15 protein-coding genes are annotated in these 12625 nt (G+C 64.5%); all 15 read left to right on the top strand.

The features are described 5' to 3' along the window. Window positions 1-10 precede the first annotated feature (10 nt). The 15 genes from IPP68_07120 (at window position 11) to flhA (ending at window position 12623) form a co-directional block, all read left to right on the top strand. A complete protein-coding gene (locus tag IPP68_07120) occupies window positions 11-454 on the top strand; it encodes a flagellar FliJ family protein (protein ID MBL0350127.1) in 444 nt (147 codons plus the stop codon). A 1-nt stretch (window position 455) separates the two neighbouring features. Further along, on the top strand, window positions 456-1127 hold the full coding sequence (locus IPP68_07115; protein ID MBL0350126.1) for a hypothetical protein: 672 nt from the start codon (window positions 456-458) through the stop codon (window positions 1125-1127). Beyond that, a complete protein-coding gene (locus IPP68_07110) occupies window positions 1124-2590 on the top strand; it encodes a flagellar hook-length control protein FliK (protein MBL0350125.1) in 1467 nt (488 codons plus the stop codon). Before IPP68_07115 ends, IPP68_07110 begins: the two co-directional genes overlap by 4 nt. 24 nt (window positions 2591-2614) lie before the next feature. Then, window positions 2615-3022: a hypothetical protein gene (locus IPP68_07105; GenBank protein MBL0350124.1), complete on the top strand. Its 408-nt coding sequence runs from the start codon at window positions 2615-2617 to the stop codon at window positions 3020-3022. Then, the gene (locus IPP68_07100; GenBank protein MBL0350123.1) at window positions 3019-3366 is read left to right on the top strand and encodes a flagellar biosynthesis protein; all 348 of its coding nucleotides are present in this window, start codon (window positions 3019-3021) and stop codon (window positions 3364-3366) included. Before IPP68_07105 ends, IPP68_07100 begins: the two co-directional genes overlap by 4 nt. Before the next feature lie 73 nt (window positions 3367-3439). Continuing rightward, the gene (locus IPP68_07095; protein MBL0350122.1) at window positions 3440-5461 is read left to right on the top strand and encodes a flagellar hook-basal body complex protein; all 2022 of its coding nucleotides are present in this window, start codon (window positions 3440-3442) and stop codon (window positions 5459-5461) included. Window positions 5462-5477: 16 nt separating this feature from the next. Next, a complete protein-coding gene (locus IPP68_07090; GenBank protein MBL0350121.1) occupies window positions 5478-6017 on the top strand; it encodes a flagellar basal body-associated FliL family protein in 540 nt (179 codons plus the stop codon). Continuing rightward, window positions 6014-6910 carry a FliM/FliN family flagellar motor switch protein gene (locus IPP68_07085; GenBank protein MBL0350120.1) on the top strand — a complete coding sequence of 299 codons (897 nt, stop codon included), beginning with the start codon at window positions 6014-6016 and terminating at the stop codon, window positions 6908-6910. Before IPP68_07090 ends, IPP68_07085 begins: the two co-directional genes overlap by 4 nt. Further along, a complete protein-coding gene (gene fliN / locus IPP68_07080) occupies window positions 6907-7269 on the top strand; it encodes a flagellar motor switch protein FliN (GenBank protein ID MBL0350119.1) in 363 nt (120 codons plus the stop codon). The genes IPP68_07085 and fliN overlap by 4 nt, the downstream gene beginning before the upstream one ends. Before the next feature lie 22 nt (window positions 7270-7291). Continuing rightward, window positions 7292-7705 (top strand): flagellar biosynthetic protein FliO, encoded by a 414-nt coding sequence (locus IPP68_07075; protein ID MBL0350118.1) that lies wholly within the window; start codon window positions 7292-7294, stop codon window positions 7703-7705. Next, window positions 7695-8429 carry a flagellar type III secretion system pore protein FliP gene (fliP, locus tag IPP68_07070; protein ID MBL0350117.1) on the top strand — a complete coding sequence of 245 codons (735 nt, stop codon included), beginning with the start codon at window positions 7695-7697 and terminating at the stop codon, window positions 8427-8429. The genes IPP68_07075 and fliP overlap by 11 nt, the downstream gene beginning before the upstream one ends. Before the next feature lie 4 nt (window positions 8430-8433). Continuing rightward, window positions 8434-8703 (top strand): flagellar biosynthesis protein FliQ, encoded by a 270-nt coding sequence (gene fliQ, locus IPP68_07065; GenBank protein MBL0350116.1) that lies wholly within the window; start codon window positions 8434-8436, stop codon window positions 8701-8703. Window positions 8704-8708: 5 nt separating this feature from the next. After that, window positions 8709-9470 (top strand): flagellar biosynthetic protein FliR, encoded by a 762-nt coding sequence (locus tag IPP68_07060; GenBank protein ID MBL0350115.1) that lies wholly within the window; start codon window positions 8709-8711, stop codon window positions 9468-9470. A gap of 3 nt (window positions 9471-9473) precedes the next feature. After that, window positions 9474-10535 (top strand): EscU/YscU/HrcU family type III secretion system export apparatus switch protein, encoded by a 1062-nt coding sequence (locus IPP68_07055; GenBank protein ID MBL0350114.1) that lies wholly within the window; start codon window positions 9474-9476, stop codon window positions 10533-10535. A 15-nt stretch (window positions 10536-10550) separates the two neighbouring features. Continuing rightward, window positions 10551-12623, top strand: a complete 2073-nt coding sequence (gene flhA / locus IPP68_07050) for a flagellar biosynthesis protein FlhA (protein MBL0350113.1) — start codon at window positions 10551-10553, stop codon at window positions 12621-12623. Window positions 12624-12625 lie beyond the last annotated feature (2 nt).

The raw sequence follows: 12625 nt of genomic DNA, 5'->3' as shown, positions 1-12625 counted from the left end.
AGGCGACACCATGAAGAAGTTTCGCTATCGGCTGGAAACCATCCTGAAACTCCGGGTTCGGGAGGAGGAAAAGCAGGCGCAAGCGCTGTCCCAGTGCCAGCGCCGGGTGGCTCAGGCCCGGCAGGACCTGGAGCGTTTGGATCAGGAATGGCGCGAAAAGTCCCGAGTGACCGCCACCGCCCTCGCCGGGGACCTTGATTTGCCGCGGACGGAAAATCGGTTGGATCATCTTGGCCGACTTCTGACCGCCGTTTCCCTGCGCCGAACGGACCTGCGGCTCCTGGAAACCGAACTCACCGCGCGCCTGCGCAAATACCACGACGCGGCCCGGGAACGCAAAACCCTGGAACGGCTGCGCGACATCAAGCATTTGGAGCATCAAGCCCTGCGACGCCGGGCCGAAACGTCTTTTTTTGATTTTGTCGGGGCCACGGCGGTTCGCCGGGGCGTTTGACGTGTCGATCGCCCGATCCCTCCTCTGGCCTGCCGTCGTGACGTCCTTGTCCACGACCTATTTTTTGACCGTCGGCATCCAAGAAAAAATAGTGCAACGGGACCAAGCCGAAGCGGCGGCCCGGCAGGCCGAAGAAACCGCTTTTGCCGCCCGCCTTGGCACGGACATTGCAACGCTGAAAAAAGAAGCGCCGTCGCTTGAAGCCCTTCCCGAAGCCCCCAAGGACGTCCCGGGCGGGGGGGGGAACGATCGGCGGTTGGGGACGACGTTGGCGGCACAATCCCGCGTTTTGGTGGGGTTGAGCGAGTCCCAGGAACGGTGGAGCAGACGGGTGGACGACATGGAAAAAAAGCACACGGAAACGGAAGCGGAAGATTTGCGGTTGAAAGCGGAAATCCAATCCTTGTCCGAAAAGGTGCGAACCGTGGAATCGGCTCTTAAGGCGCGGCAGGAAGCGGAAAAATTGGCCGCCAAGAAAATGGGGAAAATGGTGGCCAACATGCCCGCCGGCAAGGCGGCGGATTTGCTTCAGGAATTGGACGATGTGGCGGCCGTCGGTCTTTTGACCCAAATGAAGGAGCCCGACGTGGCCCGGGTTCTGGCTCTTCTACCGCCGAAACGGGCCGCCGGATTGACCGAGCGCATGGCCGAATTTCGCGTGAAAACCCCGTGAATCCAATCGACCCCGCCGCCCCTTCCCCCACGCCGGGGTTCGCGCCGATCGCTCCCGAGGGGGCGATCAACGGCGCGCCGTTGGACGTGGCGGGGTTCGAGGCGCTCCTGGCTCGATTGATTCCCTCCATTGAAACACCGACTGGAGAACGCTCACCGTCCCTTTCGGTCGACCCGGCGAACCCACCGGCCGAAACGGATGAGCCGTCCGGCAAAAAGGCGACTTCGGAGGATGTCCCGGCGATTTCCTGGACGCTTTTGGCGTTCCCGCCGGCCGCCCCGCCGCCTCTTCTCTCGGAAAAAGTCGAGCCGGAAGCCCCGGAGGCTTCAAAAGAAATCGATGGCGCATCGGTGGTTCCTTCCCCGGACCCTTCGTCGGCGTTCGGGGGTTTCGAGAACCCGATGGTCGCTTCGGACGCGAAAGCCGTTCCGGACCCGACGGACCCCGCGGGTTCGATTTCCGCCCCGGCCTCGAAATCTCTTTGGCGGGAAAAAACCGTTCCGATGGCGGGAAAACCGAATCCTCCCGGAGATTCCGAGATTCCCAAAACAGGGCCATGGCTTGAGAAACGATCGACGCCGGGGATCGAACGGCGGGTCCCCGCTCCGAGGTCGGAACCCCCGGCCAAGGCTCTCCCGGTGAACGCCGCGACCGAAAAGGCCGCTTTCGCGGTTCCGTTAATCCCCGAAAAACCCGAGGAACGCGCCGTCCTCTCCGGTCCGGCGTCCACGGCCCCCGGCGCGACGCCGGACTCCGCCAAAAATGGTCACGCCGCCGTTCCGGTCGGTTTATCGGTGGACGGCTCCCCGATCGCGGGCGGGCGCGAAACCGCTTCCCCTTCGAATCCGAACCGGGGGGGGGAAGTTGTCCCGTCCCTCGGACCCAACGATCGTTCCCGTCCGGAAACAAAGGACACCGCCGCGCTTGAGATTTCTGTTTCAAAAGAGATAAACGCCCCGGCGGACGTGGGGATTGCGCCCCCGGCCGCTCCGGCGGAGGGAAAAGCCCCCCCGTCCACGCCAGGCCCGGGACCGGCGGCGTCGCGTCTGCCCGTGGAATGGCGCACGTTGGTCCAGCGCGTAGATTGGCATTGGCGGGAGGGCAAGGGCGATGTGACCATCGCCCTGCATCCCCGGGAATTCGGCCGGGTGTCGGTCCGCGTGGAAACGTTCAACGACGCCGTCACCGTTCGGTTCGAAGTGGACAACGAGGCCGCCCGGACCGGGTTGGCCCACCGTTCCGAAGATCTGACCCAATCCCTGCGGGAGCTGGGTTGGCGGGTGGACGACGTTCGCGTGGCCCTGGCGGGCGCGGGCGCCGGGTCCCCCGATTCCGGCGGCCGACCTTCGGCCGACGGTTCCCCGTCCCCCTTCCGTCCACCGGCCGACCCGCGGACGCCGTCCCCGCGGCGGGAGGAGGCGACCCGACGGCCCTCCCGATATCTCGTCGATTTGGTTGCGTAGCGCATCTTAAAAAGGAGAACCCCCATGACCACCACCTCCGGCGTCGACAGCACGGATCCCACGCAGTACACCGCCAACAACGGCGGCCTCGGAAACATTGGTAAGTCGGACTTTCTCAAACTGCTCACCGCCCAGCTTCAAAATCAGGACCCCATGAAACCGTCGTCCCAGGAAGAGATGGTGGCGACTTTGGCCCAATTCACGGCGCTGGAACAGTCGGCCCAGATGGTCGGTCAGCTGACGTCCCTCTCCAAAACCAACGCCTGGAATCAGGGATTGTCGCTCATGGGCCGCACGGTTCAGGCCGTGGACGACAGCGGCGCCGCCGTTTCGGGCGTGGTCACGGGCCTTGGCTGGGACGGCGACGCGCTCCGCCTGCGGGTCGGCACCCACGACGTCGCGCTGGCCAATTTGGTTCAGGTGCTCGCGTGACCCCCGGGATCGGCCGCGTCGGTGAACGCCCCGTCGACCGCCCCTCCTTCACGGGCCCCCGGGACGGGTTCGACGCGATCCTAAAACAGGAGACCGTCCGGTTTTCCAAGCACGCCGAGGACCGTCTCGTGCGGGACGGCATCGCCTTAAACGACAGCGAGCGGGAACGCCTGCAGTCCGGCATGGACCGCGCGGCGGCCAAGGGCGCCAAGGAGGCGCTCCTTCTTTTGGACGACAAAGCCTTCATCGCCAACGTTCGAGAAAAAATCGTGATCACCTCCATGAGCCGGGATCGACTCAAGGAAAACGTGTTCACGCGCATCGACAGCGCCGTCGTTCTTTGACAACGGCACGGCTTTTGCAACTTGGAACAATGCCACACCGCGAAGCGCATTCTAAATTAGGAGGAATCCCCCGATGATGCCGGCTCTCTTCTCAGGAGTTTCAGGACTTCGTAACCACCAGTTCCGAATGAACGTGATTGGAAACAACTTGGCGAACGTGAACACCGTGGGCTTTAAATACAGCCGCGTCAGCTTCAGCGATTTGGTCTATCAAACCATTCGGGACGCCTCCGCGCCGCAGTCGGTGGGCGGATCCAACCCGGTTCAAATGGGTTTGGGGTCCCTGGTCCACAGCGTCGACGTCGTGAACACCCAGGGCAATTTGGAATCCACCGGGCGAAACACCGACCTGTCCATTCAAGGGGAAGGATTCTTCGTTTTGAACGACGGCGCTCAGAACAAATACACCCGGGCGGGCATCATGGTCATGGGGCTGAACGGCTCCCTGGTCAATCCGGCCGACGGCCTCAATTTCATGGGGTGGAACGCGGTCAACGGCGTCGTGGACAATTCGGGGCCGCTGACCACCATCAACATTCCGGTGGGCGACGTCTTGCCGGCTCAGCAAACCACCCACCTGACCTTCAACGGGAACCTGAACGCCACCGGCAACGTGGCCCAGGGAACGATTTCAAACAGCCACGCGCTGTTGGCGGCCGCCGCGGGCGGCACGCTGGCGACCGGCTTGAAAAACAGCACGGGGGGCACTCTGGGTTTGAACGCCGGCGACGTGATCGCCATTTCGGGAAGCGTGGGCGGCACGCTGATCGCCGGTGCGACCTTGACGGTGAACGCCGGAACCACCTTGACCGACGTCGCCAATGCCCTCCAGGCGGCCCTCCGGTCCGTGCCCGACGGGGACTTGACCGAAACGGTCGCCGTGCAAAGCGACGGGTCGCTCCGGGTGACCTCGGACGGGACGAACAACGTGGCGAATCTCCAAATGACGGTGGCCGGGAACACGCTGTTCAACAACGCCCTGCGTTTCCCCGTCAACATCGCGGGCGGCGGTTTGACCGGCGATTCCGACACCCTGCGCCGGTCGGCTCAAGCGACGGACGCGATGGTGGATTTGTACGATTCGACGGGCACGGCCCTGGGCCTGCAGGTCGGGGACGACGTGACCCTGGTGTCCGCGAGCGCCAAAGGCGCGATTTTGTCCGACGTGGCCCTCCTGGCCGACATCACCGGGGCCACCACCTACGCCGACTACCGCGACGCGCTTCGGGACGCTCTTTTCACCGCCTCGCCCGCCTTGGGGGAGGACGTGACCATTCAAGCGAACGGCGCCCTTCAAATCACCGGGGCCGCGGGCGCGTCGGAGGCCGTCACGGGCATTGTTCTCGGCGCGGGACCGAACCCCAGCGATGACCAGCGGTCCGCGTTTTCGACGTCCCAGTCCTTCGCCGAAACGCAGAAGGCTTTGGACGCCACGAGTTTCCGCACCGCGCCCCAAATCTTCGACTCCCTGGGCAACGCCTTGAACGTCGATTTCCGGTTCACCAAGACCGCCAACAATTCCTGGCAATGGGACGCCACCTACGGCGGCAACGCGGTCGGCAGCGGGGTCTTGAATTTCGGCACCGACGGCCAATTGACCACCCCCACGGGCAGCGTGTCGATTCCCTTGACCAACGGCGCCGCGTCGCCCCTGGCGGTCGGGGTGGACTTCGCCGGCACGACCCAATTCGCCGGCACCTCCTCGGTGGTCCTCAAAAGCCAGGACGGCTACGCGAGCTCCACCTTGAACGGGTTTTCCATCGGCCAGGCCGGCGATGTCACCGGCGTGTTCTCCAACGGGAAAAACGTGGCGCTGGGGCAATTGGCCATCGCCTCTTTCCGGAACCCGTCGGGGCTCCTCCGGGAAGGACGGAATCTCTACGTGGAATCCCCCAACTCCGGGGTGGCTTCGGCCGGCGTGGCGGGGATCAACGGGCGGGGGCTCATCGTCTCGGGGACGTTGGAAATGTCCAACGTCGACGTCGCCCGGGAATTTACGGACATGATCGTGACCCAGCGCGGCTTTCAAGCCAATTCGCGGGTGATCACGGCGTCCGATCAGCTCTTGGAAGAGTTGGTCAATTTAAAACGGTAGCACCGGGAGGGTCGTCGTGGCGCTGGTAAGCAAAGAAACGATCGTCAAAGGGGTGGGGGAAGTCCTGCTCATGACCGTGTCCGGGGTTCTTTGCATCGCCGCGTCCCGGGTCGTCGTGGCCCGGGCGTTGGCGCCCATCGGCGCCGCGCCGATCCCCGCGGCGGCGGCCCCGGGGCCGGCCCACGGCGGCGGTCAGGGGGCGGAACGCGGGGGCGGCCACGGCGAAGCGGCGCCGGCCCACGGCGCCGAAACGGGCGTGGCCTACCCGCTGAAGACCACCGTGGTCAACCTGGCCAGCGACTCCGACCACCGGTTCGCCAAAGTCTCCATCACGCTGGAAGGCCACGACGCCGCGACCGTCGACCGGTTGAAGGAAATGGACCACCAGGTGTACGACTCGTTGATCGAGATCCTCGGAAACGTCCGGGCCCAGGACGTGGCGACGGACGAAGGCAAGGAACGGCTCAAAGACTCCATCCGCGAGCGACTTAATCGGCTCCTGCCCGACAGCGCGGGCGTCAAAAGCGTTTACCTCACCGAGTTCCTCGTCCAATGACCGATCCCGCGGGTCTCCCACGGTTTGACCCGCGGCAAGGCGGAGGCCTCGTCAAGGGCACCCGCGACCAACTCGCCCGCATTCACAAAGAATTCACCCAAAAATCCGCTTCGATCTTCCCGGACCGCTTGGGGATTTCCCTGCGCCTGATTTTCCGGGAATTGACGACGGTGTCCTGGGCCCAATGCCGACCGGGGGAAAAGGACAACGCCGCGATTCTCCCTTTTTCCCTGACCCCCGGCGACGGGTTCGGTTTTCTGCGGCTTTCGGCCGAGGGGGCCCGGGCCTTCGTCGATGTTTCCTTTGGCGGGCCGGGACGACCGGACACCGCCGGCGCCCCGCTGACCGACGTCGAGCGGCGGTCCGCGGTCTGGCCCCTGCGTGTTTTCTTAAGCGAATGGAACGCCCTCTGGGAGGCCTTCGGCGAATGCGCCTTTAACGCCGACGAGATCGGCGGCGCCGGCGCCCATTTCGCCAACGCCGCCGGGGAACCCCATTTGTTGACGTCCTTCGACTGGTCCGTGGGCGAAACCACGGGGCGCCTGGAGGCCGGCCTGCCGCTCTCTTTTGCCCGCCCTTTTTTGGGCGAACTCGAAAAAGCCCGGGGCGAATCCAACGCGCTCTGGACCGACCCCAAAATGCGTCCGGTGCTCCGCCAACGGGCGGAGGGGGTGTCCCTTCCCCTGCGCGTGTGTTTGGTGGAATCGGACATCCCGGTGCGGGAGATGGCGGATTTGGAAGTGGGCGACGTCGTGCGCTTGGGCAGCGTGAACCAAAGCGCCGTCGTCAAAATCGGTGAGATTCCCTTGTTCCACGCCAAAGCCGGCGTGTTCAACGGCCGGTTGGCCGTGCGCGTGCTGGCCTTGGCGGGAAACGGAAGGAGCGCGACGTGACGGATTCTGAAAAACCCCCCGAACCCTCGACCCCGGGGGCCGCGCCGGAAGCCCGGCCGGTGCAATTGGGGGAGGTGCCGAAAGCCGGACCCGTGGAACCTTTGCCGGTGAACATTGCCCCGTTGATGGACGTGCCCTTGAAAGTGAGCGTGCTGTTGGGCGAAACACGTATGTCCCTGGGGGATTTGCTCCGGCTGGGCACCGGTTCGGTCATCGAATTGTCCCGCAGCGCGGGCGAACCGATTGACGTGCTGGTCAACGACCGCCTTTACGCTCGGGGGGAAATCGTGGCCGTCGGGGAAGACTTCGGCGTCCGGGTGGTGGAGCTGGTGGCCGCGCCCAAGACCTCGGCGGCTTAAGACCGTGTCGATAAGTCGGGAAATGAAAGGAGGGGCGTGGGCCGCGATCGGCGGGTGGGTGTCCGCCGTCCGCGCGGCGGAGGGCGATTGGCTTTCGACCCCGCCGGTCCCGGAAACCCCGTTCCCGTGGTTCCGTCTTGCGGCGCTTTTGCTGATCACGGTCGGTTTCGTGGTGGCCGCCAAACGGCTGGGGCGATCGCGGGCCCGGACGGGAAACCGCCCCGAGGCGTTGGCCCTCCTGGGGAAACTGCCGTTGGGTCCCAAAAGCGGCGTCGGGTTTGTGGCCGTCGGTTCCCGGCGCTTTTTGGTCGGGTTCGGCGAAAACGGGGTTCATCCCATCGCCCGATGGGAAGAGCCCCCGGACGCCGCGCCGATCCGTTCCCGGACCCCGGCGCTTCGGGTCGACGTTCCGAACGTTTTTTTTCATGAAAGTTAAGCGGTTTCCCTGGGTCCTTCTGCTCCTTCTGGCGGCCGGCCCCGCCCTCGCGGCGGCGGGACCGGCGGAGGGTCTTCTCCGAACCTTGGGCGAACCCAAGCGCCTGTCGTCCGCCATGGAAACCGTCGTCGTCCTCACGCTCCTGTCCCTGATCCCGTCGGTCCTGATCCTCACCACCTGTTTTCTCCGGTTCTCCCTCGTCCTGGGTTTCGCCCGGCAGGCCCTGAGCCTCCAGCAAACGCCCCCGAACCACGTGTTGATCAGCCTGGCGATGGTGTTGACATTTTTCGTCATGGGACCGACTCTCAAAACCATCAACGACACCGCGGTGCAACCCTACCGCAAGGGGACCCTCGGTTTTGAAGAGGCCCTGGAAAAGGGGGCCGCCCCGCTTCGGGTGTTTCTGTTGAAGCAAACCCGCCGGCGGGAACTTTCGTTGGCGGTCCGAATGGCACGCCTGGAACCCAAAACCGAGGCGGACGTGCCCTTTCACGTTTTGACCACGGCCTACGTGCTGAGTGAACTCAAGACGGCTTTTCAAATGGGGTTTCTGCTCTTCATCCCCTTTCTGGTCATCGATTTGGGAGTCTCCAGCGTGTTGATGTCCCTGGGAATGATGATGGTCCCGCCCAACATGGTGGCGCTTCCGCTCAAACTTCTGTTGTTCGTCATGGTCGACGGTTGGGCGTTGTTGGTCCAAGGGCTTGTGGAAAGCGTTCGGTGACGGGATGAGCGCGGACACCGTCGCGTCGTTGTTGCGGGAGGCTTTTTGGGCGGTCCTCCTGGCGGCGGGGCCCGTTTTGCTTGTGGCCTTGGCGGCGGGCATCGTGATCGGTTTGTTTCAAGCCGCGACGCAGATTCACGAAATGACCCTGGTGTTCGTTCCCAAACTGCTCCTCGTGGCGCTGGTGACGGCCGTGCTCGGCCATTGGCAATGGGCGGCTCTTGTTCGATTCGCCGAGCGCATGATCAGCGCCCTGCCCCAGGCCGCCCGTTAAACGCCGTGGCGATCCCCGATCCCCTTCGATTCGTCTTGGTGTTCGCCCGGGTGTTGGGCCTTTTCGCCGTGGCGCCTCCCTTCGCGGGGCGCGGCGTTCCGGTGGCGCGTTTGGCGGCGGCCCTGGGGGTGAGCGCTTTGGTGGTGTCCTGGGCTCGGGGCGCGCCGCCCCTGGCGACCGACGCCTGGGGGGTCGGGTTGGCCGTGATCTCCGAAACCGGCGTTGGAGCGGCCCTGGGGGGCCTTTTGGCGCTGTTTTTCTCGGCGTATCAAACCGCCGGCCATTTAATCGGGAATCAAATGGGGTTCGGCTGGGCCGGTTTTTTCGACCCCCGCACGAACGAATCGGTGGACGATTTGGCGGAACTCTACCACCGCCTCGCCCTCCTGCTTTTTTTTATTTTGGACGGTCCCTGGCGGCTTTTGAAACTGACGGTTTGGAGCTTCGAGAAAATCGGACCGGGGGAAGCCTTGTGGACGGGACGCCTCGCCGGCCTGTGGGTGGAGAGCGTCGGTCGCTCCATGGCCCTGGCCGCCGCGGCCGCGGCCCCGACAGTGGGGGCTCTGTGGCTGTCCTCCCTCTTGATCGGGTTCCTGGTTCGCGCGGCGCCCCAGATGAATCTGGCCGCCATTGATTTCCCCGCCCGGGCCCTGATCGGGTTCGCGTCCCTCTGGGTCGGGGTGGCCGCTTTGATTCGGTTTTTCCCCGGAACCGCCGCGGGCGCCTTCGACCAACTGTCCTGGTTTTTGAAAAACCTGGGGGGCTAAGCCGTGGCCCCCGGGTCCGATCAGAAAACCGAAAAGCCCTCTCCCCACAAACTTCAAAAGGCCCGACGCGAAGGGCAAATCGCCCAGAGCCGGGACGTGCCGGCCGTGGCCGCTCTGGTCGGTGCGGCCGGCGTGTTGATTTCCCAGGGGCCCCAGTGGGGGGCCCGCTGGGGGGCGCTCTGGCGGGAAACGGTGTCGTTGGCGGGAAAATCCGCCACGGAAAGCGTGCCGTTAAACGCCGCGGCGATGTTGGCCCTCAAGGGGGGCGCGGTGTTGATCCTGCCGGTACTGGCGGCCGCGGCTTTGTGCGCGTTGGCCCTGGGAGCGGCCCAAACCCGGGGCCTTTTCGCGCCGACTCTCTTGAAATTCGACTGGTCCCGTTCCAACCCCTTGTCCGGGGCCCGACGGCTTCTGAGCCCCCGCAACGGCGCGGACGCTTTGAAGACGTTCTTGAAAGCCGCGGGGTTCGCCTTGATCGCCGGCCGCGCCGTGTGGTCGCTGGCGGTCAAATCGCCGGCGGACCTGGGCCGGGGATTGCCCGCCATGACGGCCCAGGTGGGGGCCCGGTTCTCGGAAGTTCTTTGGGACGCCGTCCTTTTCTTTTCCGCCTTGGCCGCCTGGGATTATTACCAACAGCACCGTCGTTGGGAAAGCGATCTCCGCATGAGCAAGCAAGAAATGAAGGAAGAGCACCGGGAAATGGAAGGCAACCCCCAGGTGAAGTCGCGCCTTAAAAGCTTGCGCAAAAAATGGGCCTCCCGCCGCATGATGAGCCAGGTGCCCAAAGCCGACGTCGTGATTACGAACCCCACCCACCTGGCGGTGGCCCTCCGCTACCGGCCCCGCACCAGCGCGCCGGAGGTGGTCGCCAAGGGCGCCGATTTGGTGGCCCAACGCATCCGGGAATTGGCCCGGGCGAACGGGGTGCCGCTCCTTGAAAACAAACCCTTGGCACAACTCTTGTATCAGAAAGTGGATGTGGGGAGCCCCGTGCCCGTGGCCCTCTACCAGGCGGTGGCCGAAGTGTTGGCCTACGTGTACCGCTTGAAGAATCCTCGGAGGTAACGCGTGGCCGAAGCCATGATTCAAAAACGAACCTTGGACGTCCTGACCGCCTTCGGGATTTTGGGCGTCCTGGCGACCATGATTTTGCCGCTGCCGACTTGGTTGCTCAGTTTCCTGTTGATTCTCAATTTGGCCATGTCGGTCACGGTCCTGTTGGTGGTCCTGAACATCCGGGAAATCCTGGATTTCTCCATTTTTCCGTCGGTCCTGCTCGGTCTCACCCTGTTTCGCCTGGCGCTCAACGTGGCGTCGACCAAGCGCATCCTCATGTCGGGAGACGCCGGCGCCGTCATCGAGGCCTTCGGTCAAATCGTGGTGCGGGGGGACGCGGTCGTCGGGTTCGTGGTGTTCCTTATTTTGGTCGTCGTTCAGTTTCTCGTCATCACCAAAGGCGCCGAGCGCGTGTCGGAGGTCGCGGCCCGTTTTACGTTGGACGCTTTGCCCGGCAAGCAAATGGCCATCGACGCGGAACTGAACGCCGGGCTGGTCGATGAGAAAACGGCCACCCAACGGCGGCAGAACATCCAACGGGAGGCCGACTTTTACGGCGCCATGGACGGCGCGTCCAAGTTCGTCCGCGGCGACGCCATCGCGGCCATGATGATCGTCGGCATCAACATCCTGGGCGGAGCGATCCTGGGATTTTGGCGCCGGCACATGGACCTGGCCGACGTGTTGCGCACCTACACCGTCTTGTCCATCGGCGACGGCCTGGTTCATCAAATCCCGGCGTTGATTGTTTCCACCGCTTCGGGCGTCTTGGTCACGCGGTCGGCGACTCAATCGCCGCTGGGGCAGGAGTGGGCCCGCCAAATATCCGCCAACCCCCGGGCCCTGGGCATGGCGGGTTTCACCATGTCGCTGTTGGGGGTGACGGGGCTGTTCACGGGATTGCCCGTCGTGCCTTTTTTGGTGGTCGGAGGGACCCTCGCGGCCATGGCCTGGGTCACCCGTCCGGGGGCCCGGCCCGTCCCGACGCCCGCCGCCGCCCCCGCGGGCGGGGAAAAAGACGCCGGACGCGCCGCCGAAGATCTTTCGTCCCTTTTGGCCGTCGAACCCTTGGAATTGGAATTGGGGTACGGGCTTTTGTTTTTGGTCGACACGGGCCAAGGCGGGGATTTGTTGAACCGCGTCGTGTCGATTCGGCGCCGGTGCGCGCGGGAATTGGGGTTTGTCCTCCCACCGGTGCGGATTCGGGATTCCAGCGCCCTCTACAACAACACCTACGTCATTAAAATCAAAGGGGCCGAAGTCGCCCGTGGGGATTTGATGCCGGGATACTGCCTGGCCATGGGCGGGGACGGCATCAAAAACGTCCGGGGGTTGCCGGCCAAGGAACCGACCTTCGGGCTTCCGGCCCTGTGGGTGGCCGAGAGCGACCGCCGGACCGCCGAAATGGAGGGTCTCACCGTGGTGGACAACGCGTCGGTGGTGGCGACGCACTTGACCGAAGTCCTGCGGGACCACGCCCACGAAATATTGGGCCGCCAGGAGGTCCAAACCCTTTTGAACGACCTGAAGGCCCGGGGCCAAACGGCCGTCATCGACGAATTGATTCCGGGGGTTCTTTCGGCGGGCGCGGTGCATCGGGTTCTCCAGAATCTGTTGAACGAAAAAGTGTCCATTCGAAACCTTCTGCAAATCCTCGAAGCCCTGAGCGAAGCGGCCGGCCTGACGAAAGACCCCGACCTGTTGACCGAATACGCCCGAGCGTCCCTGGCGCGGCAAATTTCCCAACAGTATCGGGACGAGGAAGGCACGCTTTACGGCGCCACGCTTTCGCCGGACCTGGAGCGGCGGCTGCACGATTCCATGCCGAAAGGGGAGCGCACCGCGCGCTTGGTGCTGGACCCGGCCTTGTCGGACGACGTCGCCCGCCGGCTCCTGGAATTGTTCAGTGCCCCGGCCGGGGCGGCCGACCGACCGGTGCTTTTGTGTTCCGCGTCCCTGCGGGCGGTCGTGCGTCGGCATTTTGAACGGTTCGTGCCGCGGTTGACGGTGCTCTCCTACAACGAGATCACCGCCGACACGCGCGTGAAATCCATCGGCGTGGTGGGCGTCGAGTCGCCCCTGCCGGTGGCGTCGTGATC

This window comes from Elusimicrobiota bacterium (assembly GCA_016722575.1).
Lineage (GTDB): Bacteria > Elusimicrobiota > Elusimicrobia > FEN-1173 > FEN-1173 > JADKIY01.
This window is presented reverse-complemented; position numbering and strand designations above follow the sequence as displayed.